Annotated in this window: 19 protein-coding genes; 3 read left to right on the top strand and 16 right to left on the bottom strand. The window is 65.9% G+C overall.

Annotation, left to right across the window (positions count from 1 at the left end; translation table 11 throughout):
• Positions 1–15: 15 nt before the first annotated feature.
• Positions 16–1,005, bottom strand: a complete 990-nt coding sequence (locus DVS29_RS02520; protein WP_118178869.1) for an alpha/beta fold hydrolase — start codon at positions 1,003–1,005, stop codon at positions 16–18.
• 73 nt (positions 1,006–1,078) lie between these two features.
• Positions 1,079–2,596, bottom strand: a complete 1,518-nt coding sequence (locus tag DVS29_RS02515; protein WP_118178868.1) for a flavin-containing monooxygenase — start codon at positions 2,594–2,596, stop codon at positions 1,079–1,081.
• Positions 2,597–2,803: 207 nt separating this feature from the next.
• On the opposite strand from DVS29_RS02515, the gene DVS29_RS02510 reads away from it, so the two are divergent.
• Entirely contained in the window at positions 2,804–3,436 is a 633-nt protein-coding gene (locus DVS29_RS02510; protein WP_118178867.1) for a TetR family transcriptional regulator, read from the top strand.
• Positions 3,437–3,582: 146 nt separating this feature from the next.
• Here DVS29_RS02510 and DVS29_RS02505 read toward each other — a convergent pair whose 3' ends face one another.
• From DVS29_RS02505 to DVS29_RS02495, 3 genes are all read right to left on the bottom strand, one after another.
• On the bottom strand, positions 3,583–4,773 hold the full coding sequence (locus DVS29_RS02505) for a tetratricopeptide repeat protein (protein ID WP_118178866.1): 1,191 nt from the start codon (positions 4,771–4,773) through the stop codon (positions 3,583–3,585).
• A 133-nt stretch (positions 4,774–4,906) separates the two neighbouring features.
• Positions 4,907–5,587, bottom strand: coding sequence for a PspA/IM30 family protein (locus DVS29_RS02500; RefSeq protein ID WP_118178865.1), 681 nt, complete (start codon positions 5,585–5,587; stop codon positions 4,907–4,909).
• Between the two features lie 503 nt (positions 5,588–6,090).
• A complete protein-coding gene (locus DVS29_RS02495) occupies positions 6,091–6,786 on the bottom strand; it encodes a plasmid mobilization protein (RefSeq protein WP_118178864.1) in 696 nt (231 codons plus the stop codon).
• Positions 6,787–7,489: 703 nt separating this feature from the next.
• On the opposite strand from DVS29_RS02495, the gene DVS29_RS02490 reads away from it, so the two are divergent.
• Complete coding sequence (locus DVS29_RS02490; RefSeq protein WP_118178863.1) at positions 7,490–9,994, top strand: penicillin-binding protein 1A; 2,505 nt, start codon at positions 7,490–7,492, stop codon at positions 9,992–9,994.
• A gap of 146 nt (positions 9,995–10,140) precedes the next feature.
• Here DVS29_RS02490 and DVS29_RS37170 read toward each other — a convergent pair whose 3' ends face one another.
• The 4 genes from DVS29_RS37170 to DVS29_RS02475 form a co-directional block, all read right to left on the bottom strand.
• A complete protein-coding gene (locus DVS29_RS37170) occupies positions 10,141–10,317 on the bottom strand; it encodes a hypothetical protein (RefSeq protein WP_164707829.1) in 177 nt (58 codons plus the stop codon).
• Positions 10,318–10,690: 373 nt separating this feature from the next.
• A complete protein-coding gene (locus tag DVS29_RS02485) occupies positions 10,691–12,223 on the bottom strand; it encodes an efflux transporter outer membrane subunit (protein WP_118178862.1) in 1,533 nt (510 codons plus the stop codon).
• Between the two features lie 5 nt (positions 12,224–12,228).
• Positions 12,229–15,357: an efflux RND transporter permease subunit gene (locus DVS29_RS02480; RefSeq protein ID WP_118178861.1), complete on the bottom strand. Its 3,129-nt coding sequence runs from the start codon at positions 15,355–15,357 to the stop codon at positions 12,229–12,231.
• The gene (locus DVS29_RS02475; protein WP_118178860.1) at positions 15,354–16,463 is read right to left on the bottom strand and encodes an efflux RND transporter periplasmic adaptor subunit; all 1,110 of its coding nucleotides are present in this window, start codon (positions 16,461–16,463) and stop codon (positions 15,354–15,356) included. The genes DVS29_RS02480 and DVS29_RS02475 overlap by 4 nt, the downstream gene beginning before the upstream one ends.
• A 299-nt stretch (positions 16,464–16,762) precedes the next feature.
• Between DVS29_RS02475 and DVS29_RS02470 the strand changes: the two genes are divergently transcribed.
• Entirely contained in the window at positions 16,763–17,407 is a 645-nt protein-coding gene (locus DVS29_RS02470; RefSeq protein ID WP_118178859.1) for a TetR/AcrR family transcriptional regulator, read from the top strand.
• Between the two features lie 43 nt (positions 17,408–17,450).
• On the opposite strand, the gene DVS29_RS02465 is transcribed toward DVS29_RS02470, so the two are convergent.
• From DVS29_RS02465 to DVS29_RS02435, 7 genes are all read right to left on the bottom strand, one after another.
• The gene (locus DVS29_RS02465; protein WP_118178858.1) at positions 17,451–17,867 is read right to left on the bottom strand and encodes a cupin domain-containing protein; all 417 of its coding nucleotides are present in this window, start codon (positions 17,865–17,867) and stop codon (positions 17,451–17,453) included.
• Between the two features lie 105 nt (positions 17,868–17,972).
• Positions 17,973–18,809 carry an AraC family transcriptional regulator gene (locus tag DVS29_RS02460; RefSeq protein WP_240655440.1) on the bottom strand — a complete coding sequence of 279 codons (837 nt, stop codon included), beginning with the start codon at positions 18,807–18,809 and terminating at the stop codon, positions 17,973–17,975.
• Between the two features lie 121 nt (positions 18,810–18,930).
• On the bottom strand, positions 18,931–19,179 hold the full coding sequence (locus tag DVS29_RS02455) for a DUF2795 domain-containing protein (RefSeq protein WP_118178856.1): 249 nt from the start codon (positions 19,177–19,179) through the stop codon (positions 18,931–18,933).
• Between the two features lie 160 nt (positions 19,180–19,339).
• Positions 19,340–19,600 (bottom strand): hypothetical protein, encoded by a 261-nt coding sequence (locus DVS29_RS02450; protein WP_118178855.1) that lies wholly within the window; start codon positions 19,598–19,600, stop codon positions 19,340–19,342.
• Between the two features lie 192 nt (positions 19,601–19,792).
• The gene (locus DVS29_RS02445; protein WP_118178854.1) at positions 19,793–21,130 is read right to left on the bottom strand and encodes a C45 family autoproteolytic acyltransferase/hydrolase; all 1,338 of its coding nucleotides are present in this window, start codon (positions 21,128–21,130) and stop codon (positions 19,793–19,795) included.
• Positions 21,131–21,401: 271 nt separating this feature from the next.
• Positions 21,402–23,135, bottom strand: a complete 1,734-nt coding sequence (locus DVS29_RS02440; RefSeq protein WP_118178853.1) for a ClcB-like voltage-gated chloride channel protein — start codon at positions 23,133–23,135, stop codon at positions 21,402–21,404.
• A gap of 101 nt (positions 23,136–23,236) precedes the next feature.
• The gene (locus DVS29_RS02435) at positions 23,237–23,968 is read right to left on the bottom strand and encodes a glutathione S-transferase (protein ID WP_118178852.1); all 732 of its coding nucleotides are present in this window, start codon (positions 23,966–23,968) and stop codon (positions 23,237–23,239) included.
• Positions 23,969–24,013 lie beyond the last annotated feature (45 nt).

The raw sequence follows: 24,013 nt of genomic DNA, 5'->3' as shown, positions 1-24,013 counted from the left end.
GGCGGCTCTCGCGCGCTAGCTACTCGGAAACGCGCAGAACGCGTGCAGATCCGTCAGCACCCGCTCCGGATCTTCCTCCATCGGGATGTGCCCGAGACCCGGGTACATCACCGACTTCGCGCCCTTGATGCGCTTCGCGAACTCGGCCGCGTGCGCCGGTGGAATCCAGCGGTCTTTCGCACCCCATAGCACGAGTGTGGGCACATCGAGCGTCGCGAGCACGTCGGTGTCGAGGTCGTCGAACACGAGCTTCGGCACCATCTTCGCGATCGCCTCGCGCGTGTGCTCGCCGTGAAAGAAATCGACGTAACGGCGCAGCGTCAGCGGATCGAGCCTGCGTGCGTCGCCATACACGTTGCGCACCGCGCTTTTCACGATCGACTCGGGCAACAGCCACGGCGCGCTCCACTGCACGAGGCGCCGGTTGAAGAGATCGATGTAGACGGGCAGCTTCATCGGGAAGCCGGCGGCATCGATCAGCACGAGCTTGTCCACTGCACCTGGATGGCGGACCGCGTAGTCCCACGACAAGAGCCCGCCGAGCGAGTTGCCGATCAGCGTCGCGCGCTCGATGCCGAGCGCCTGCATCAGGGTATCGAAGAAGCGTCGCAACACGTGGATGTCGATCGTTTCGATCGCCCCTGACGACGACCGCAGCGGACCCGTCACGCCGAACGGCGGCAGATCGAAGCGGATCACGCGATGCTCGCGCGCAAGGTCGGCGGCAACCGCATCCCACGTATGCAGCGACGACGCGAAGCCGTGAATCAACACGAGCACGGGCGCGTCGGGATCGGTTGCGCGGCCTTCGTCGAGATAGTGCACGTCGGTGCCCATGATCTCGACGAAGCGCGCATCGTGGCGCGTATAGCGGCGCACCAGTTCGAGTCGCGGCACGCTCGTGAAGCCGAAGCGCGCGGCCAGCGACCTGCGCGGCGGCGCACCGCGAGGCGCGGCATCATGCGTGGTTCGAAGCGATGGCGAAGCGGATCCGGCTCGTGTCATCTCTCTCTCTCCCTGAGTGATGGTGGGTCGAACATGCCTCGATGCGGCGCGCCTGTTGTCGGTATCGGCGCGCTCAGATCGCGAAGCGGTAATCGTCGGGGCGCATCCTGCGCGTGCGGCGGCGAAAGCCGAACGAAAAGCCCGGCCAGATCGCGGTGTTTTTGCCGCTCTTCGTCTGGTAGTAGCTGCGGCAGCCGCTCGCCCAGACCGAGCGCGCGAGCCGCGCCTGCAGCTGTGCGTTGTATGCGCGCTGCACGTCGGCGCGCAGTTCCATCGTGCGTGCGCCGCGGTGCTGGAGCGTGCGCAGGCAGTCGGCGATGTACTGGATCTGCGACTCGATCATGTAGATCATCGAGTTGTGCCCGAGCCCGGTATTCGGGCCGACGATCATGAAGAAGTTCGGGAAGTCCGCGATGCTGACGCCGAGATACGCTTCGGGTCCGTCGCGTAGCCAGCGCTCGCTCAAGTCCGCGCCATTCGCGCCCGTCACGGCGAACGGCGTGGGCACGTCGTTTACGAGGAAGCCGGTGCCGCAGATGATCGCGTCGGCAGGATGATGCGTGCCGTCCGCGGTGACGATGCCGTCCGCAACGATCTCGCGGATCGGCGCGGTCACGACTTCGACATTCGGCTTCGTCACCGCGCGGTAGTAGTCGCTCGACAGCAGCACGCGCTTGCAGCCGAGCGTGTGGTTGGGCGTGAGCTTCTCGCGCAGCGCCGGGTCCGTCACGCGCCGTTCCAGGTAGCTGCGAGCGAACCCCATCGGGATCGCGAGCAGCTTCGGCTGCAGTACGAAGGCGATCGCGCGGCTTTCGAGCTGCCAGTAAATGGCCTGCCGCACCACGCGCTGCGTGAACGGCAGCGTGCGGTACAGCCAGCGCGCGTGCTCGCCGACCGCATGATCGCCGCGCGGCATCACCCACGGCGCCGTGCGCTGGAACAGCGCGAGCTGCGCGACCTGCGGCTGGATCTGCGGTACGAACTGGATCGCGCTCGCGCCGGTGCCGATCACCGCGACGCGTTTGCCGGCGAGCGGATAGTCGTGATCCCAGCAGGCCGAGTGAAAAAACTTGCCGAAACGGTCGAGGCCTTCGATGTCGGGAAACTCCGGCCGCGACAATGGGCCGGTCGCGGCGATCACGATGTCGGCTTCGACGGTTTCCGTTGTGCCGGCCGGTTCACTGCGCCGCGCCAGCGTGAGATGCCACACCTGACGAGCGTCGTCGAAGCGGGCCGCGCGCACGGCGGTGTCGAAGCGGATGTAGCGCTCGACGTCGTACTTGCGAGCGCAGCGTTTCAGGTACTCGAGAATCTCCTGCTGCGGGCTGAAGATGCGCGACCAGTCGGGATTCGGTTCGAACGAGAACGAGTAGAGATGCGATGGGACGTCGCAGGCGGCGCCCGGATAGGTGTTCTCGCGCCACGTGCCGCCGACGCCGCTCGCCGCTTCGTACACGATGAACGATGTGATGCCCATTTTCTGCAGACGGATCGCCATCCCGATGCCCGCGAAGCCGCTGCCGACGATCGCGATGCGCGGCGCCTTGGCATGTGCCGCGCCGGACGTTGAATTCGGGGACGCGAACGGCATGAAACGGATCTCCTTCAGAGCACCCGACACAGGCCGCGCGGGCGGGGACAGACAAGCGGATATCAAGCGGGCGTCTACAGTTGTCTACAGCGTACAGGGAGAGGGTAGACAACTGTACACATCCCGTCAAGATCGGCTACAGTGACAGCCTGCGGCGCGCATCGGGTGACGCGCGTCATGCTGGCCACTCTGCAGAATAGACGAACCATGATGGACGAATTCGAAGCGGATCTCGCGCCCGGGAAGCGGCGTCTGATCGAGGCGGCGCTGCGGCTCACGGCCGGCGGCCGCAGCTTCGGCACGCTCGGGTTGCGCGAGCTGGCGCGCGAAGCCGGGCTCAATCCGAACACGTTTTACCGGCACTTCGATACGCTCGACGATCTCGCGCGCGAAGCCGTGGAATGGATCAGTCGCCGTCTGCGCCCGATGCTTCGGCGCGAACGCTGGCTGGCCGCGCATGACAAGCCGCAGAGCGTGCCGCGCCGTGCGTGCGCCGCGTTCTTCGCGTTCGCGCTCGACAACCGCGACGCGTTTCGCTGCGCGCTCGCCGAATATCACGGCACGTCGCCGGCGTTGCGCGACGCGGTGCGGCTGAATCTGAGCGAAGTCGCGTCGGAAATGGCCGACGATGTGGTCAAGCTGGAACTCGTGCCGGGCCTCGCGCGTGAGGTGATCGACGAAGTGTGCACGCAGATCGTGCTGCAGCTGTTCCATCTGTCGCACGAGTACATCGAGGACGCGGCGCGGCGCGATGCGCTCGTCGGCTACGCGGAGCGCTTCATCGTGCGGCTGTTCGCGGGGGCGTCGATGCTGGAGCAGGCCGGTTCGCGCGTTATATGAGGCGAACGCTGGTCGATGCTGAGTGATCCTGAGCGATCGCAGTTGTCTGTGACGCGTGCATGAAAAAAACCGGCGTGCGATTAGCTCGCACGCCGATTTTCGTTTTGCTGCCTCGATCGGTCGGTTATCGCAAACCGACGCAGCGCTTAGGTGTTCCAGTCGCTGGAGTCGTCGTTGCTGCCGTAGTCGACGCCGCCACCACCACCGCCATCGCTCCAGTCGTTCGAACCCTGGCCGAAGTCGACGCCCTGGCTCGGGTCGCCTCCGCCGCGGCGGCGCGCTTCTTCTTCCGGGTCGACGATCACGTCGCGTTCGATCACGCGGTCGCGGTTGCCCGACAGCGCCTCGCCGAGCAGCACGCCCGTCAGCAGACCACCGACGCCGCTACCGAAGCCGCCGCCCTGTTGCACGACGACCGGCGGCTGTTGCTGCGGCGGATACGGGTAGGGCGGTTGCTGCTGGCCAAAGCGTTCGGCTTCGCGCGCGTACGCGGAATCGCCACCCATGCCGGGCTGCGGCGCCGCGTTCGGATCGGGACGACCCTCGGCACGTGCCCGCAGGCTCGCGACCTGGCGGTCCAGCTCGTCGAGCTGATACGGCGGCACCGGATTGCTGCTGTTCGACAGCGTTTCCACGAGGCCTCGCAACTGCCCTTCGGTGCCTTCCACTTCGCGTTCCAGCGCTTCATGTCCAGGTTGCGTGGACAGCTTCACGTCGAGTTTCAGCGAGCGCACGGCGTTGAGCAGATCCGTCGCGCGTCGCAACTGCGCGCGGCGGTCTTCGTCGGCGCGCGAGTCGCCCGTCGTGCGTGCGCGCTTCAACGTCCAGCGCAGAATCAGCGCGATCGCGGCGAACAGCACGACGATGCCGATCCACAGGCCCATCGACGGACCATGCTTCACCGGTGCGGGCGCGGACTGCTGTTCGAGCGGGTTATTGGCGCGCGACGACATCATCGTGTTCGCCTGCGGCGTTTGCGGGCTCGGCACGTTGGTGGCCGCGGCGCCCGCGCGTTGCGCATCGTGGCGGACCTTCGATTCGACCTGCGCGAAACGCGACGCGTCGGTGAACTTCGTTTGCGGGTCGAGCGTCTTCGCCTGTTCGATCTGCGACAGCGCGTCCGCATAGCGGCCTTCGCGGTCGAGCACCTGACCGTACAGATAGTGCGCGCGGGCGCTGTCCGGATGCGCCTGCAGGACTTCGGTGAGCTGGGCATCGGCCTGAGGCCAGTTGCCTTGCCGCATCGACGACTCGATCTGGGTCGCGCTCGGCACCGCGAATGCGGCAACGGACACGAGCATCAACGATGCGAAAGCGGCTGCGAGAAACTTTTTCATAGGCGGCCGGGCGCTTTCGCGCCCGTCTCCATGCATGTACGTCGGTGTTGCAGCGTGATGCTGCATGCGTCGCAGTTCGCGTGCCTCGGCCGGTGTTCGGGCAGCAGCAGCGAACCGCAACGCGTGCCGGTCTTTACTGCGCCGGCGGGTTCATCTGCTTCTTCAGCGCTTCGAGGCGGTCGTCCACCGACGGACCGCGGTTCAGCGCCGCGAGCTTGTCGTCGAGCGCCTTGCCGCTCTTCGTGTCCGCCGAGTTGAGGCGAGCGTCCGCGCGTGCGTTGGACAGGTTCACCTTGTCTTCCATCTTCTGGAAGTCTTCCGACAGGTTGCGCCCGCCGATGCCGCCCAGCGCCGTCGCGGCGACGTCTTTCGCCTCCGCGATCTGCTGCTTCGCCTGCAGCACGTTCGAGCGCGAATTCAGGTCGTTGCGGCGCTGACGCATCTCGTCGATCTGCTGCTTCAGGTGATCGACCGACGGTTCGAGCGTGGACAGTTCGGCGCTCAGCGCGTCGCGCTCCTGCTCGGCGTTCGCCTGCGCGGCGAGCGCTTCGCGGGCGAGCGCTTCGTCGCCGCCTTGCAGCGCGCGTTTCGCGCCGTCTTCGTATTTCTTCGCCTTGTCGGCGGCGACATCGCGTTTGCTCTGCTGCGTCGCGACCTGCGCCTGGATCTCGATCAACGAGTTTTCCGCTTTGCCGATGCTTTCGTCGAGTTCACGCACGATCTGCCGTGCGTCGCGCGACGGGTCCTGCACCGAATCGGCGGCGTCGTTCAGAAGACCCTTCACCGTGCGCGAAATGCTGTCGAAAAGCGACATGGAATACCTCCGTAGTGTGGACCCGGCGCCTTGCATGGCGTCGCGTCCGTTGAACCCTGCGTGTCGAGCTGCCCCGTTGCGGCGTAGTGCCTCGAGGCCGCACGGACGGTGCGCATGACGGCGCAAGCGGCGGATCCATCTGCAAGCTTACGCCGCCTCGCGCTACGTGGCGCATGCGGCCGACGTGAAAATCGGGGCGCGCGGGTGAAATGCAATAGCGGCAATTGCAACTGTTCGATACCGCGTTGGCGTGGTGGCGCCACAGCACCTGACAGACGCACTCGCGCCGCTTGCAGCTCGCATGTAAAGATCCGCGCAACACCGCAGAGCGCGGTATGACACCGTTTTTCTGCACGCGGATATTACACCATGCATGCGCTTAAACGAGTCTTAAACACGGATATTGAAGCCGCTCTTTAAGGCCGCTCATTAAGGCCAATTCAATACGCTACGCTGACGCGTGCAGATACGATGAGCAGATGCGCAAACGGATGTGGACGCCGCTATGCGAAACGTCCGCCTTCGGCCGTCGGATCCGGGCTGGAATCGTCTTCGCTTTCGTCGCGCGCAGCTTGCGGTTTCGCGCGTCGCGCATTCTGGGTGGAAGCGGGCGAGGGCGGCTGCTTGCCGGATGGCGCGGCGTCGTTGCGGTCGCGCTCGCCATGCGCGCGCCATGCGGCGGTGACACGCGCGACGGCATCTTCGTCGGTGTCTTCGCCCTCGGCGCGATGCGCGATAGCGAGCGTATCCGCAAGCGACGACGCCTGTGTGTCGTCGGCATCGTCGGCGTGTGCGCGCGCGGCTGCGTCCGTATCGACAGGCTGGTGAGTGTCAGCATCCGTATCGACGTGTGCGCTGGCAGGAGCGTGACCGGTTTCGGTTGGCGTGGCGGCAGGTCGCTTCGCGTTCGCGAGCGCGTTCGGAGCGGTTGCAGCGGCTGGATTACCGCGCGCGTTCGTCCGTTTTTGCGCCGCTGCCACCCGTTGCAGCGCCGCGTTCAGCGCATCGGGTTCGCGCGGCGCGTTGAGCCGGTCGACGATGCTCGCGGCCTTCACCTGTTCGCTGGTCGCGCCGAAGTTGAGCACGGCGCGCCGCATGAGCTCGCTGACGCTGATGCCGAGACGTTCGGCGGTGGAAGCGATCGCGAGTTTCTGCGCGGGCGTCACGAAAACGACAATGCGTTCGCTGGGCTTGTTCATGATCTGCTTGCCTGCCTGCTTGCCTGCGTATGGGTGCCGGGGGCAATGACGATGCCCCTGTTCATGTGCCGGTGCGACGGTTCATCATAAGGCGACTTCCGCAATTGCGAAACCGTGGCACGCCGCTCGCCGCCGGGTTGACCACGGCCTGGCCACCGCGTGAGCGCCGCGCAAAAATGCCGTCGCCTCAACAGCTTGCAGACTTTCCAGGGCAATTGTCCACAGGCTTACCCGCATTTTCTGTGAACAACCGTGCGCGAACGGTGCGGCCCCGCGCGCAACGTCGGGGCACAGGTGTTGCGCAACCCGCTTTGCATGACCAATCGCCTGTGTCGAGGAAAGAATTGGGTGCAAAAGTACGGATAGGGTTCAATCGCGTGGAAATACTTACAAAAAAACAGGCGGTACCTCGGACGAATTCTTTAAAATGCGCTGTTGTTTTGCGTCGCTCCGGTTATCGCGCCACGCGGGGTTCGTGGCGAAAACGGGTGTAGCGGTCGCGTCATGCGAAAATGCGGTCGGCGTTCGCATCATGCTTACACCGCGATTACGAATCACCCGCGTAGCATCAGTGAACCACCAGCGAACCAGCGAGCAACCCGCAGTCGTCGCGCCGCACCGCGCCGTGCGCCGCGGCCCATGATCGACATGCACACGAGCAGCAGGTGCAGACGGCGCGCAGAGCGCGTCCACCCAATCAGTCATGCCTATTATCAAACGACCGCCTTCACCTAATTCGCCGGCCGATGACGACCGGTACTCCAACCACCGCAACCCAGGGCGCAGCAACGGCCGCGAGCCATCGTCGGGCACGCCCCGCCGGCGTCCGCTGATCGCGACGATCGGCCTCTGGTTCGCCGGCTTCATCGCCACGCTCGGCGTGGTCGGCGCGCTGATCGTCGGCTACGCGCTCGTCGTGATGGCGCCGCAGCTGCCGTCGCTCGATGCGCTCACCGACTACCGGCCGAAGGTGCCGCTGCGCGTCTACACGGCCGACCACGTGCTGATCGGCGAATTCGGCGAAGAACGCCGCAGCCTGGTGCGCTTCCAGGACATCCCGGACATCCAGAAGAAGGCGGTGCTCGCGATCGAGGACTACCGCTTCTACGAGCACGGCGGCGTCGACTTCATCGGCATCCTGCGCGCGGGTTTCGCCGATCTCGCGCATGGCGGCGCGTCGCAGGGCGCGAGCACGATCACGATGCAGGTCGCGCGCAACTTCTTCCTGTCGAGCGAGAAGACGTACACGCGCAAGATCTACGAAATGATGCTCGCGTACAAGATCGAGAGCGCGCTCACGAAAGACCAGATTCTCGAGCTGTACATGAACCAGATCTATCTGGGCGAGCGCGCATACGGTTTCGCCGCGGCGGCGCGCGTGTACTTCGGCATCGACCTGAAGGACATTTCGCTCGCGCAGGCCGCGATGCTCGCGGGGCTGCCGAAGGCGCCGTCCGCGTATAACCCGGTCGTCAATCCGAAGCGCGCGAAGATCCGCCAGGAGTACATCCTGAAGCGGATGCTCGAACTGAAGTACATCACGCAGGACCAGTACGATCAGGCGGTGAAGGAGCCGATCCACGCGAAGGTGTCGGGCACCGAGTACAGCGTGCACGCGGAATACGTCGCGGAAATGGTGCGGCAGATGATGTACGCGCAGTACAAGGACGAGACCTACACGCGCGGCCTGAACGTGATCACCACTATCGACTCCGCCGACCAGGACGCCGCGTACCGCGCGGTGCGCAAGGGCGTGATGGACTACGAGCGCCGTCACGGCTATCGCGGGCCGGAAGGCTTCGTGCAGCTGCCCGCGCCCGGCGACGATCGCGACGAGGCGATCGACGACGCGCTCACCGATCACCCGGACAACGGCGAGATCGTTGCGGCCGTCGTCACGGATGCCGGGCCGAAGCAGGTCAAGGCACAATTGCAGGACGGCACGGTCGTCACGATCGCGGGCGACGGGCTGCGCTTCGTCGCGGCCGCGCTGAGCCCGCGCGCGTCGCAGACGCTGCGCATCAAGCCCGGTTCGATCGTGCGCCTGATTACCGACGACAAGGGCAACTACTCGATCACGCAGCTGCCGCAGGTGGAAGGCGCGCTCGTGTCGCTGACGCCGCAGGACGGCGCGATCCGCGCGCTGATCGGCGGCTTCGATTTCAACAAGAACAAGTTCAACCACGTGACGCAGGCGTGGCGGCAGCCAGGCTCGAGCTTCAAGCCGTTCATCTATTCGGCGTCGCTCGACAAGGGGCTCGGGCCGGCCACCATCATCAACGATGCGCCGCTGTACTTCCCGCCGAGCGCGCCGGGCGGCGACGCGTGGGAGCCGAAGGACGACGACCAGCCGGACGGTCCGATGCCGATGCGTGTCGGCCTGGAAAAGTCGAAGAACCTCGTGTCGATCCGCATCCTGTCGTTCATCGGCACGAAGTACGCGCAGGACTTCGTCACGCAGCGCTTCGGCTTCGATGCGGACAAGACGCCGCCGTATCTGCCGATGGCGCTCGGCGCGGGTCTCGTCACGCCACTGCAGTCGGCGGGCGCGTATAGCGTGTTCGCGAACGGTGGCTACCGGATCAATCCGTATCTGATCTCTGAAGTGACGGACGCGCGCGGCCAGCCGCTGTCCGTCGCGAAGCCGCTTGTCGCGGGGCAAAGCGCGCCGCGCACGCTCGACCCGCGCAACGCGTACATCATGAACAGCCTGCTGCATTCGGTGGCGACCTCGGGCACGGGCGCCGGCACCAACGTGCTGCACCGTACCGATCTGCAGGGCAAGACGGGTACCACCAACGACGCGAAGGACGGCTGGTTCGCGGGCTATCAGCAGACGCTCGTCGCGGTCGCGTGGATGGGTTACGACCAGCCGAAGAGTCTCGGCAGCCGCGAGTTCGGCGCGCAGCTTGCGCTGCCGATCTGGGTCGACTACATGGGCAAGGCATTGAAGGGCGTACCGCAGACCGAACCGCCGATGCCGGATACGGTGACGTCGGTGAACGGCGAGCTGTACTACACCGACATGACGCCGGGCAACGGCTTCGTCGCGAGCATCGGGCTCGATTCCGCGAATCCGCTCGCGGGCGCGAGCGATGCGACGGGCAGCACGGGGCCGGCGGGCATGACGCCGCCACCGCCGCCGCCGAACGTCACGCAGAACGAGAAGCAGCAGATCATGGATCTGTTTGAGTCGAACAAGCCTTGATGGACACCCGTTGAGCGACACTTCGGGTTGCCTGGCAGGTTAGACCTGTTCATGCAGACCCGATCGTTACGACGCGTTGAACGCGGCACTCCGGCAACGGTGTGCCGCGTTTTGTTTCGGCGCGCCGTTTTGCGCGAACCGAGGCTTCACGGTTTCTGGCGACTGCGAACGTAACGGCGCCAAAGCGCTATCAACAGCAGGTATTCCGCACTGGCCGCGATCAGGTTCACCATTGCCACAGCGAAAAGATAAAAGCCCTCGGTGTCGGTCACACCCAATGTCGCAGCGATTTCGAACCACCGCTGTTGCTGACTGACGGCCATCGGCAACGGGCAGGTGCGAATGAATCGCATCGACACGCAGAACAGGCAGGCGAAGAGAGATGCTTTGAATAGGTAAGCTGGAGTACGTATACCGATCTAACCCCTCTGTTCGATTGTTGGTCCTGAGTGGGCATATCAGCACGAGACGACGGGAAGTGAACAATAGAGAACTGTTGAAGCATCGAAACGAACGGTCCGCTGGATACCATCCCGGCGCGCCGTTTTCTTAGGTGCTGCCGCAACGATGCACGCCGCGCAATCCGAATCGCGTCAAAGACTTGCGGCAGTCATGCGGCAGATACCCACAGGTTTCTCAACAGAATCTGGGGATAACCTTCTTCGCGCGCATTCGATGTGTGGCCCAGGCGACCAATCAATTGCTCGCCTGCCGCACCGGCTCCACCGGCGGATCGCCCATCGCCTCGAACAGCGCCGCCGTATCCGTGAGCCGCGTCGCGCTATAGCGGATCTCGTCGAGCTGCGCGTTGCGATACTGCTGCTCGCTCGCGCGCACCGACGACGCCGGCAACGCACCGAGCCGATAGCGCCCCGAGGTTTCGTCGAACGCCTCGCGCGCGTACTGCGCGGCGGTGCTCGACGCGTCGAGCGACTGCGCGTCGTGATCGAGCGACGCGAGCACGTCGGCGACGTTCTGGAACGCGGCGAGCACCGTCTGCTTGTACTGCGACACCGCAGCATCGTACGAAGCGAGCGCCGCGCGCCGCTGTGCCGCGAGCGCGCCGCCATGAAAGATCGGCTGCGACAGCGATGCGCCGATGCTCCACAGCGCGCCCGCGCCGGACAGCGCGGTCGGCCAGTCGAAGCCGCCCTGGCCGAACGACGCCGACAGCGACAGGCTCGGATACATCTGCGCAGTCGCGGCGCCCACTGCAGCCGACGCGGCCTTCAACGATGCATCCGCCGCTTCGATGTCGGGCCGCGATTTCAGCAGCTCGGTCGGCACGACGACGGGCACCTGCTCCGGCAGATGCAGCGACGCGAGGTCGAGATCGTCGGGCGCGGCATCGGGCGTGCGGCCGAGCAGCACGGCGAGCGCGTGGCGCGTCGAGATCCATTGCTGCCGCAGCGCGGGCAGGCTGGCCGCGAGCGATGCCGCCTGCTGCGCGGCGCCGAGCGCATCCGCATGCGATGCGGAGCCGAGCGCATAGCGCCGCTCGGTGTCGTGCGCCTGCTCGTTGGCGAGCGTGATGAGGCGCTCGGTCGTATCGATCTGCGCATGCAGCATCGCCGACGAAATCGCCGCCGTGACGATGTTCGCCGCGAGCGCGCGGCGCGCGGCCTCGAACTGCCAGCGCTGCGTGTCGACGCGCGCGGCGGTGGCCGCGTTGGCGAGCCGCGACGCGCCGAACAGGTCGAACGTGTAGTGTGCCTGGAACTGGCCCGCAAACACGTTGTAGAGCGCGGTGGGCGGCCCGAAGTCGGGCACCGACAGAGCACGTTGCCGGCTCACCTGGCCGCCCGCGTCGATCGACGGCAGCATCGAGCTGCCGACCTGCGCGCGCAACTGCTCGTGCGCCGCGACGAGACTCTTGTCCGCGGCGGCGAGCGTTGGACTATTCAAGAGCCCTTCGTCGACGAGCGCGTTCAGCGCATCCGACTGGTACAGCTTCCACCACTCGGGCACCGGCTTCGCACCGACGGCGAACTGCTGCGCGACACCTTGCGCGGCGACCGTCTGCGTGGGCTGCGCTTCGACGCCATAGTGCGCGGGTTGCGGCATCGCGGGCGCTTTGCCGTCGGGGCCGAACGCGCAGCCGGCCAGCGTGAGCGCAGCGTAGGCCGCGCTCAGCGAGAACGCAAGGGACAGCCGTTTAGTGCTGCGTGCATCGCGGCGCGCTTCGAGACGCAAACGGCTGCGAGAAACACGAGCGAAAGCTTCTTGCATGATGCTCAGTCTCCGTGATGCGGGGCGGGGGCGTCGTCGCGTTCGTTGCTGCGCACGCGGAACGACATCGCATACAGCGCCGGCAGATAGAACAGCGTCAGCACGGTCGCGCTCGTGATGCCGCCCATCAGCGCGGTCGCCATCGGCCCGAAGAAGTTCGAACGCAGCAGCGGAATCAGCGCGAGCACCGCGGCGGCGGCAGTCAGCGTGATCGGCCGGAAGCGCCGCACGGTCGCGCCGACGATCGCGTCGAAACGCTTGTGTCCGCTCGCGATGTCCTGCTCGATCTGGTCGACGAGGATCACCGAGTTGCGCATGATGATGCCGAACATCGCGATCACGCCGAGCATCGCGACGAAGCCGAACGGCTGATGAAACAGCAGCAGCGTCGCGACCACGCCGATCAGGCCGAGCGGCGCGGTCAGCACGACCATCAGCACGCGCGCGAAGCTCTGCAGCTGGATCATCAGCAGCGTCAGCACTGCGACGATCATTACCGGCATCTGCGCGTTGATCGACGTCTGGCCTTTCGCGCTTTCCTCGACCGAGCCGCCGATCGCGATCCGGTAACCGACCGGCAGCGCGCTGCGCACGGAAGCGAGCGCGCGATCCACCCGGTTCGTGACGTCGATGCCCTGCGCGCCGTTCGCGACGTCGGACTGCACGGTGATGGTGGGCTGGCGGTCGCGTTCCCAGATCACGCCGTATTCGAGGTCGTTGCGCAGATGGCCGAGCGTGCCGAGCGGCACCGCGCCGTTCGGCGTCGGCATCGCGAGCGTCAAGAGCTTCGACGGATCGACGCGTTCGTTGTCTGGCGCGCGCAGGTCGACGCTGATCAGCTTGTCGCGCTCGCGGTACTGCGTGATCGTGTAGCCGGATAGCGTCATCGCGAGGAAGTTCGACACGTCTTCGGAACTCACGCCGAGCTGCCGCGCCTTCTGCTGGTCGACCTCGAAGCGCACCGAGCGCTCGGCGGGTTCGTCCCAGTCGAACTGCACGTTCGCGGTACCGTGGTCGGCGCGCATCACGTCGGCCACTTTCGTCGCGATGCCGCGCACCGTCGCGATGTCGTCGCCGCTCACGCGGAACTGCACCGGGTAGCCGACGGGCGGTCCGTTCTCGAGCCGCGACAGGCGTGTGCGGATCTCGGGGAAGTCGTTGCGCAGTTTCGTCTGCAGCCAGCTTGCAAGCTTCTCGCGGTCCTTCACGGATTTCGCCGTGACGACGAACTGCGCGAAGTTCGGCTGCTGCAACTGCTGGTCGAGCGGCAGATAGAAGCGCGGCGCGCCGGTGCCGACGAAATCGATGCTGTGATCGATCTCGGGTCGGCCGACGAGCGCCGCTTCCACGCGCTTCGCCTCGCGCAGCGTGGCCGCGAACGAAGCGCCTTCGGGCAGCCGCACGTCGATCAGCAGTTCGGGGCGGTCCGAGCTCGGGAAGAACTGCTGCGGCACGAGGGTGAAGCCGCCGAGCGCCGCGACGAACAGTGCCACGGTAATCGCAAGCACGACGAAGCGCCGCTCAATGCACCACGTGATCCAGCCGCGCAGGCGCTGATAGAAACGCGTGTCGTAGATGTCGTGATCGAGGTGCTCGCCGTTTTCGTCCACGGGATGATGCGCTTCGCGCTTGCGCTCGGGCAGCAGGTGAAAGCCCAGCAGCGGAATCAGCACGACGGCGGCGAACCATGACGCGATCAGCGCGATCGCGGAGACCTCGAAGATCGAACGCGTGTACTCGCCGGTGCTCGACTTCGCGAGCGCGATCGGCAGGAAGCCGGATACCGTGACGAGCGTGCCCGTCAGCATCGGAAACGCAGTGCTGGTGTACGCGAATGCCGCGGCGCGCGTGCGGTTCCAGCCTTGTTCGAGCTTCACCGCCATCATCTCGACCGCGATGATCGCGTCGTCGACGAGCAGACCGAGCGCAAGCACCAGCGTGCCCAGCGATACCTTGTGCAGACCGATATCGAACAGGTACATGCACAGCGCCGTTACCGCGAGCACCACGGGAATCGAGATCACGACCACCATGCCGGTGCGAACGCCCAGCGACACAAGACTCACGACCAGCACGATCGCGACCGCTTCGGCCACGGCTTCGAGAAAGTCGTCGACCGAACGCGCGACCGCGTGCGGCATGCTCGACACTTCGACGAGCTTCAGGCCCGCGGGCAATGCCGCGCGCAGCTCGGCGTTGTTCTCGTCGAGTGCCTTGCCGAGCCGGATCACGTCGCCGCCGGGCTGCATCGTCACGCCGATGCCAAGCACCGCATGGCCGCCGTAGCGCAGCTGGGTGGCGGGCGGATCGTCGTAGCCGCGCTTGATCGTCGCGATGTCGCCGAGGCGGAACGAACGGCCGTTCACGGTGATCAGCGTGTCGGCAAGCGCCTTCACGTCGTTGAACTGTCCGCTCGGACGCACGAACACGCGGTCGTCGGTGGTGGTCAGCGTGCCCGCCGGCGACACCGAGTTCTGGCTGTTGACGGCCTGCGCGATCTGCTGCGGCGAGATGTTCAGGCGCGTGAGCTGCGCGTTGCTGATCTCGACGTAGATGTGCTGGTTCGGGTCGCCGAAGTAATCGACCTTGCCGACGCCCGGCACGCGCAACAGCACCGTGCGCAGCTGGTCCGCGTAGTCGTGCAGCTGCGCGGGCGAGAAGCCGTCGCCTTCGAGTGTGTAGATGTTGGTGTAGACGTCGCCGAACTCGTCGTTGAAATACGGTCCTTGCACGCCCGCCGGCAGCGTCTGCGCGATGTCGCCGACTTTCTTGCGCACCTGGTACCACGTTTCCGGCACGTTCTTCACCGGCGCCGAATCCTTCATGTTGTAGAAGATCAGCGATTCGCCGGGCCGCGAATAGCTGCGCAGGAAGTCGGTGTCCGGCGTTTCCTGCAGCTTGCGCGCGATGCGGTCGGTGACCTGTTCCTGCACCTGACGCGCGGTCGCGCCGGGCCAGAAGGTCTGGATCACCATCACGCGGAACGTGAACGGCGGGTCTTCGCTTTGCGCGAGCCTGGTGTACGCGAGGATGCCGAACGCGGTGGCGAGCGTGATCAGGAATACCACCAGCGCCTGGTGGCGCAACGCCCACGCGGACAGATTGAAATGGCCTTCGTCGTGCGCGGGACTCATGACGCGAAGTCCTCCGGATGCAGCGGCGGCACCGCGCGTACTTTCTCGCCGGCGCTCACCGTGTGCACGCCTTGCAGCACGACCCGCTCGCCGTCCTTCAGTCCCTGCGAGATATCGACGGTACGCTCGCCATAACGCGCGATCTGCACGCGGCGCAGCGACAGCGTGTCCTTGTCCTTGCCGTTGTTGTCGCCGTCGCTGACGACCCACACCGCGGGCGCATCGCCGTCGTGAAAGAGCGCGGTGGCGGGCAGCGTGTAGAGCGACGCGTGTGCGTCTGTCGACGCATTCGCAGGCGCGAATGAAACGCTCGCGGTCATGCCGAGCCGCACGTCGGCGCCCGGCTGTTCGAGCGTGAGTTTCGCGCGCCACGTGCGGCTTTGCGGATCCGCGGCGGGCGAGAGCTCGCGCACGCGCGCCGTGAACGTGCGACCCGGCAGCGCGGCGAGCGTGACGCTCGCCTGATGACCGACCGCGAGCGAAGCGAGCGCGGTTTCGGGCACGTCGCAGACCACGTCGATATCGCCAGACCACGCGAGGTTGTAGACGGCCTGACCCGACGACACATTCTGGCCGGTATCCGCGTTTTCCGCGGTGATCACGCCGGCGTGATCGGCTGAAAGCGTCGTGTACTGGAGCTGGTCTTTCGCGAGCGACGCCTGTTGGGCCGCCTGATCGCGCTGCGCGAGCGCCGATGCGTACGCGTCTTCGGTCTGTTCCAGCTGGGCCTGCGCGATCAGGTTTTCCTTCGCCTGTGCGCGGTCGCGATCGAGCTGCTGTTTCGCGTACACGTAGCGATGCTGCGCGGCGTCGAGCTGTGCCTGCGCGCTCGCGTCGTTCTTCTGCTCGTCCGCCGGATCGAGGCGCGCGACGACTTCGCCTGGCTTCACCGTGTCGCCGAGCCGCACGCGGCGCTCGACGATCTTGCCGGCGATGCGGAACGACAGCGGCGTCGAATAGCGTGCCTCGACGTCACCGGGCAGCAACATCGCCGCGGGTTGGCCATCGCCATGCACGGCGACCGCGACGACGGGACGCGGCGCAGCTGCTTCGGGCTCCTGCCGATGGCAGGCCGCGAGCAACGCGAAGGTGCAGAGCGAAAGCATGGAAACGGCGCGGCGAGCCTGTACGAGGCTGCCATGCCGGCGTAACTGCCTGCGCACCGAAGACGATGCGCCACAACCGAAACGATCCACAGTCACTCCAGTCAGGGGAAGGCGAGCGGACGGGCGTGCCCGAAACGCGGACGCAAGCATTCACACGCGACGGGCGATCACGTGTTGCGTTGCGGATGCGCCAGTGCACAGCGAAGAGGTCTTGCCTGAGATGTTGGTCTGGATTCTAATACACACATGTATCCGAATGCAAAGATGGATCAAAATTTTTCGATGCTAGACTTCACGCCATGAAACGGACACGACTCACCCGGGAACAAAGCCGCGACCAGACGCGGCAGCGCCTGCTCGATTCGGCGCAAACGCTGTTCATGAAGAAGGGGTTCACGGCGACGAGCGTCGAAGACATCGCGGAAGCCGCGGGGTACACGCGCGGCGCGTTCTATTCGAACTTCGGCAGCAAGACGGAGCTGTTCCTGGAACTGCTGCGGCGCGATCACGCGGAGATGCAGGCGGGGCTCGACGACATCTTCGTGGCCGGCACCACGCGCGAGGATATGGAGGCGCGCGTGATCGCGTACTACAGCCGCCTGCCGCAGGACGAAAAATGCTTTTTGCTATGGATCGAAGCGAAGCTGCTGGCGGCGCGCGACGCGCGCTTTCGCACGCGCTTCAACGCGTTTCGCCGTGAGAAGCTGGATCAGCTCGCGGCGTATATCCGCGAGTTTTCGGCGAGAGTCGGCACGCCGCTGCCGTTACCGGCGGAAGTGCTCGCGCTGGGTTTGATGGGGCTGTGCGAAGGCATCCAGTTCCTGCACACCGTCGATCCGCAAAGCGTGACGACCACGCAGACCGAAGTGGTGCTGTCGGAGTTCTTCGCGCGTGTGGTGTTTCAGCGCGGTGCGGGGATGTCGTTCGAAGAAGCGGTGCAGTAGGCGGCCGAAGCCGCCTGACAGCTGTTCGCAGAGTTGGGCCCGTTCAGATCCACACGTCGTTCGGCGCGGTGCGTTCCCCGCCCACGTCGCCGGTATTCACCACGCCACGCGGCTCGATCAGCATCATCTTCACTTCCCTGGCCGCATACGGCTTGTGCTCGACGCCTTTCGGCACGATCGCCATCTCGCCGGCGCGCACGAGCACCGCGCCATCGCGGAAGTCGAGCCGCAGTTCGCCTTCGAGCACGATGAAGGTCTCGTCGGTATCGGCGTGCTGATGCCAGACGAAATCGCCTTCGATCTTCACCACCTTGAACTGGTAGTCGTTCATTTCGGCCACCACGTGCGGCAGCCAGTGGCCATCGATCTGGCCGATCTTGCCGAGCAGGTCGATGGTTTTGCGCTGGCCGCGGTCGGCGGGCGCCTGGGTGGTGGGAGAAGCTTGGGCAGGGGCGTACATCGCGTGGTTCCTCGTTCGAAGTGGCCTGAATGACGGGAGCTTAGCGCTGCGTCACGCGTGCGTCTTGAACGATTGTGCGAGTCGGCTGTGTCGAGACGCGGCCGCTCAAGGCAGGGACTTCACCGCGCCCGCCGCCTCCATTGCCCGCAGCCAGCGCGCCGGAGGGATGCCCCAGGTCTTCGCGAAATGGCGGGTCATGTGGCTTTGATCCGCGAAGCCGGCATCCGCGGCCGCATCCGCGAGCGACACGCCGGCGAGCGCGGCGCGCCGCACCGCGTCCAGACGGCGCATCGTCAGATAGCGGTGTGGGCTCGTGCCGAAGAACGTGCGGAAATCGCGCGACAGGCTCCAGCGGTCGCGCCCACTCGCGGCAGCAAGTTCCTCCAGCGTCACCGTGTGCTGCCACGACGCATGCAGATAGTCGCGGGCACGCTGCGCCGCGGCAAAATCAGCCGCGGCACGTGCCGGCTTCGTGCCCGCCACGGCGGCGAGCGCCAGCGCGAGTTCGACGATCGCGTCGTCCTGTTCGAGCGGCTCCAGCTCGCAGCCCATGCGCTGCAGCAGCGTATCGGTGGCGGCGAACAGGCGAGGGTCGGTCGAGATGCCGCCTTCGACGAACGGCAACGCCTGACCGCCGAGTACCGCCTGAAAGAGCGCGGGCTCGACATAGATCATCCGGTAGCGGAAACCTTCGTCGGTGCCGGCCTGGCCATCGTGAGCCTCGTCCGGATGCAGCACGATCGTGCGGCCCGGCAGGCTGTTGCAGAGGCCGCGCCGGTAGTGAAAGCTCTGCACGCCCGCGAGCGTGCGGCCGATCGCGTAGGTGTCGTGGCGGTGCAGCGCATAGGCGCGGTCGTGAAAGAACGCTTCGATCCGCTCGATGCCGCGCGACGCGCTGCTTTCCGGCGCGCGCTGGATCCAGTCGCCGGCGGTGTCGGGCAGCGTTTCGCGCGCGGGCGTGGGCGCATGCGTCACGGTGGCAGTACGCGTGGCGTCGTCGTCAGTGGCGGGTGTCCAGAGGGTCACGAAAGGAAGAGCGGCGGGAATACCGGCGGAGTCGTCTTCAGATGCCGAGCCCCGGCCCGAAGCTGCCGGCGAGCAGCGGCACGACGGCAGCGGCATTCGCGTAGTCCTGCTCGGGCAGACCGTCGAACATCGTCAAGACTTCATTGCTCGCACCGATCTCGCGCGCGACGTCGACCAGTTCGTCCTTGTTCGCGGGCCAGTGTGCGGACTGCAGCACGTCAGATATCTGCGTGTCGATCGAAAGGTCCTGCGGCGATGAAGGGGAGGCAGGCGAAGCGGCGGTCATGCGAAATCCTCGTGAGCGGGACGGAGCGACGAAAACCCTATGAAACCCGGCGAAAACATGCGGCGAAGCGGGCAGAAACAGGCAGAAGCGGGCACGCAGCACCCCGCGCGTGCCGCCCTGAGACGGCTGCGATGAACAACCGGTGTCGCGACCGCCATCCTCATGTCTGCTGGTGCTCGTCCTGAACCATGAAGCGCTGGTCCAGCCGGTGCGACTTCGGCAGCGTGATGTGCACCCAGCGTTGCTGCGACGGGTCCGTGGCGGTGACGCCAGGGGCTGCGGGCGCAACCGGCGCCGCGTTCACGTCTTCAGGATGAACGGCGCCCGGGGGCGCCGCCGTCGCTTCGTTCGCGGTATGCATCGGCGCGGCAAAACATGAAGCGGACAGCATCACCATCGTCATCAGTGTCGAGGTTTTCATCGCCCGACCTCCTTTCCTCATGCAGCCCGTGTCAAGCCGCAATCGCTGTGCCAAAAGCACAGCGTGAATCCCTATCATGGCAGGAAAATGGAAAGTGCGTCGCGAACGCTCGTACGCGTGATGACGCGACGCAACATCACACTGTGATGAAACAGCGGGCGAGGTCCGAGCCGATGCCGCGGTGCGGCACGCTCAGCGCAACGCTTCGAAGCGCGTCCACGGCCACGACGGCCGGTCGCGCATATAGCCGTTGAGCCAGTTCCATTGCGGGTGACGCTTCATGAACGCCTGCGCGTCGAATGGCCGGCCGCACGGATGACCCCAGCGCGCCCAGAACGACAGATTGCGCGCCATCTCGCTGTCGACCACCTTGCCGTCGTTCGCGCCCCACGGATTGAACGGCCCTTGATCCGAGCCGCCGAAGCGCGCGTCGTCGAGTTCGAGGTGGCCGCAGATTGTGCGCGAACACGGATTGTCCGCGCGGTCCAGGTACACGTCGTGATGGTCCGCGATCATTTCTTTCGCGACGTCCATGTCGATCTTGCCATGGTGCAATTCCGCGAGCTGCATGAAGCGCAGACGCCGCGCGCCGTTCTTGCGCACGTCGGTGTAATCCTCGCCTTCGCCGACGCATTCCTGGTTGCGGATCTTGAGATCCGTCGCGGTGTTGTAGCCGCTGTAAAAACCGTCTTTCGTGCTTTCGAAGCCGGAGAAATGCAGGCCCAGTTCGTAGCGGGCGATCTCGCCCGTCTTCACGTCGCCGAGCAGCCAGCTGTTCGCATAGCCGCCGTTGTTCGCGATCGCGAACATCTCGCACCATTCGCCGATGCTGTTCGCGTACTGCGTCGCGCGCCGGGAGCGGTAGAACTCCGGCGCGCCGGCCGGGTTATAGCCGACGAAGTTGGAAATCGTCGTTTCGGTCACCATCAGGCCGCCGCCCGTGACCCAGAAGTCGGTCAGGCTCGAGATGCAGCCCGGCAGCCCCTGCATCAGGATCCGGTGGCCGTTGTCGGGCACGATGTCGAACACGACGTTGAACGCGTCGCCCGCCGCGTAGCGGTCCCACGAGTTGTGCGCCATCACGATGCGGCCGTCGCGCGTCGCGCTGCCGGTCGCGACGAACGCGCTGCAATGGTGGCCGCGCCGCCCGCGCCAGGGTTTCGTGCCGAGCCGCGGCTCCTTGCTGGACGCATGACTCGGCCACCAGCTCTGCAGCAGGTCCATGTAGCCGTTCCACGCGAGCACCTCGGCGAACGACAGTTTCGCGCCATCGGCGATGCCCTGGATTTCGTCGGCGAATTCGGTGTCGAGCTTCGGCGCGAACTGCGCGACCGCGGCGTTGACGAAGGTGTCGAAGTCTTCGCCCGTGTCCCACTTCGCGAGGTAGCGGGCCGTGTGGATCGCGTTGCGAATTTCGGTCGCGAGTAGCTGGCCGTGCTGCTCGCCACGGTCGTAAGGCTCGCCTTCGATATGCACGTAGATCCAGCCGGCGTGATCGCGGCGGACGGCATCGATGGACGGTTCGCTCATCTTCGCTCCGAATCTGGACGCTCGTTTGACACTGCGTCGCGGCCACGCCAGAACCGGTTAAACGAAGCCGCGCACAGCTTTATTGCATTCTAGAAAAAAAGGCGCGCTTTGCCACGGGGGCAGCGCCTTACTGCGTACGAATGCGCGCGTGGGGTAGGTCCCGATTGCGGAAGCGAACGATGATCGCGCTCGCGATGTGCGCTGAGCGTGTGGCAATGCAGCAGAGCGCGCGCGACGTTGCCGCAGCGCACAAAGCGCAAACGGATGCGGTCTAGCGCGCCGGCCCCAGCCGGAAGTACGCGTCGAGCAGCGAGGTCTTGTAGACGACGCCCGCGAGCGTGGGCCGCTCGATGCTCTCGATCACCGGCAGCCGTTCGCCCTGGTGCGCCATGAAATGCTGGAGCGCAACGGAGAGCGGCATGTCCGGCGTCAGCACGTCGAAATGCGGCTGCAGGTAATCGGCCGCGGTGTGCGTGGCGGTGTCGCGCTTGTCGAGCAGATCCGACGTGATGTCCTTCAGCGCCACCACGCCGAGGAACGCGTTCGCGTCGTCCGTGACGTACAGGTACTTGACCGGGTATTCGAGGAACACGCGGGTCATTTCCTGCACCGTCGCGGCGGGCCGCACGACGGTGTCTGCGGGCCGGATCAGCTCGCGCATCTGGGTGGCGCGCAGTCGCAAGCGTTCCTGCTCTTCGCGGCTGCGATGCTGCGTGATCTCGTACATCGAGTGCTGCGCGATCGCGCGCGACGCGAAATACGCGACCACGCACGACAGCATCAGCGGCAACACCACCTGATAGCTCAACGTCATCTCGAAGATCATCAGGATCGCCATCAGCGGCGCCTGGGTTGCGCCCGCGAGGAACGCGCCCATGCCGACCATCGCGTACGCGAACGGCGCCGAGGTGGCGTGCGGCCACAGCGCGTGCATCCCCTGGCCGAACAGCGCGCCGAGCGTCGCACCGACGAACAGCGTCGGCGTGAACACGCCGCCGACGGCGCCCGAGCCGACCGTGGCCATTGTCGCGATCACCTTGAACACGAGCACCGCGACGATCGCGGTCCACGTCCACGGCGAGTGCAGGATCGAGTTCACGACGCTGTAGCCGTTGCCCCACACTTCGGGAAACCAGATCGACAGCACGCCGACCACGAACCCGCCAAGCGCGAGCCGCACCGGCAGCGGCAGCTTCACGCGGCGAAAGGTGGCTTTCGCTGCGTCGAGGAGCCGCAGGAACTGCGGCGCGGCGATCCCGCACAGCAGGCCGAGCGCGACGAACAGCAGCACCTCGACGCCGGCGACGGGCGGAAACACCGGCATCTCGTACGGCGGTCGGTAGTTGGTGAACTCGCGCATCGTGATGTTCGCGACCACCGACGACACCACGACCGGCCCGAAGCTTTCCATCGCGATCGAGCCGAGCACGATCTCGGTGACGAAAAACGCGCCGGCGATCGGCGCGCTATACGCGGACGTGATACCGGCCGCCGCGCCGCACGCGACGAGCAGGCGCAGCCGCGGCGGATCGAAGTGCACGACGCGGCCGATCAGCGACGCCGACAGCGCGGCCAGTTGCACCATCGAGCCTTCGCGGCCGATCGAACCGCCGGTCGCGATCGTGAACAGCGACGACACGCTGCGCCACAGGCTCAGCCGCACCGGCACCACGCCATCGCCGATCGCGACCGCTTCCATGTAGTCGGTATGCGCCTTCGGGTCGGCGCCGCGCCGCGCGATCAGCAGCATGCCGCCGGCAATCACGCCGCCCGCGGCCGGCAGCCAGATCCGCACGGTCCACGGCAGATGCCGCGCCATCTCGACGAAGCTGCCCGAGCTCCCGACGATCAGCCGCTGCAGGAGCGCGATGCCCTCGCGGAACGCGATCGTCGCGAACGCGCCGGCCACGCCGACGATCACCGACCACACGAGCATCGTGTGCGCGTCGGACAGACGGAACAACTCCTGGGCGCGGGTGCGCAGTTTCAGCAGGAACGAAAGCACGTGCTAGGCGGGCATCATGAGTGAAATGGGGCGAGCGCAAGAATAGCATCGCGGGCGGGCGCTGCGGGCCACCGCGAGCGGGTGACCCGCGTCGAGTCGGTTCAGGACACGTCCTTGTCGAGTTCCGGATAATGGCGGAAGACGCACGACTCGTTGTGCGGGATACGGCGCTCCGAGTCCAGATACGCCACGATGCGCGGCCGCTTCGCGACCTGCACGTACAGTTGCGCGAGCCGCGGATAGTGCTTGCCGAACTGCGCGGTGGCGCGCGGAAACGCATAGTGCAGCCCGTCGATCAGCTGGAACATCGACAGGTCGACATAGGTCAGCGCATCGCCGACCAGATGCTCGTCGCCGTCCGCGCTCGTGTGCGGGTTCTGCTTCAGCACGCGCTCGAAGTAGCTCATGAACTTCGGGATCCGGTGGTCGATGAAGTCGGCCGCGCGCGCCTTCGCTTCCTGCTTCTGGTCCTCGTAGTAGAGCGCGCTCGCGATCGGATGGTGCGTGTCGTGCGCTTCGGTCACCACGTCGGCGATGGTCAGCTGCAGGCCGTTCGCGACGTATCGCAGGCCTTCGTCGCGCGGCGCGAGTTTGAGCTTCGGGCCGAGGTACATCAGGATGTTCGCCGTCTGCGGCACGATCAGGTCGCCGTCCTTCAGGAACGGCGGCGCGAACGGCGGGTTCGCGACGTGCCGGTCGCCGAGCAGCGTCATCATTGCGCGTGCATCGTCGCGGGCGACGTCGACGTAGTCGGCGCCGGCTTCCTCGAGCGCGAGCCGCACGAATTCACCGCGGCCCTGCAAGCCATCCCAGTAATACAGTTCATAGCTCATCGATCGTTCCTCGCTGTCAGGGGTTCGGTGCACGGCATCGAGCAT

Origin of the sequence: Paraburkholderia phosphatilytica, from assembly GCF_003443895.1 — a bacterium.
Classification (GTDB): domain Bacteria; phylum Pseudomonadota; class Gammaproteobacteria; order Burkholderiales; family Burkholderiaceae; genus Paraburkholderia; species Paraburkholderia phosphatilytica.
This window is presented reverse-complemented; position numbering and strand designations above follow the sequence as displayed.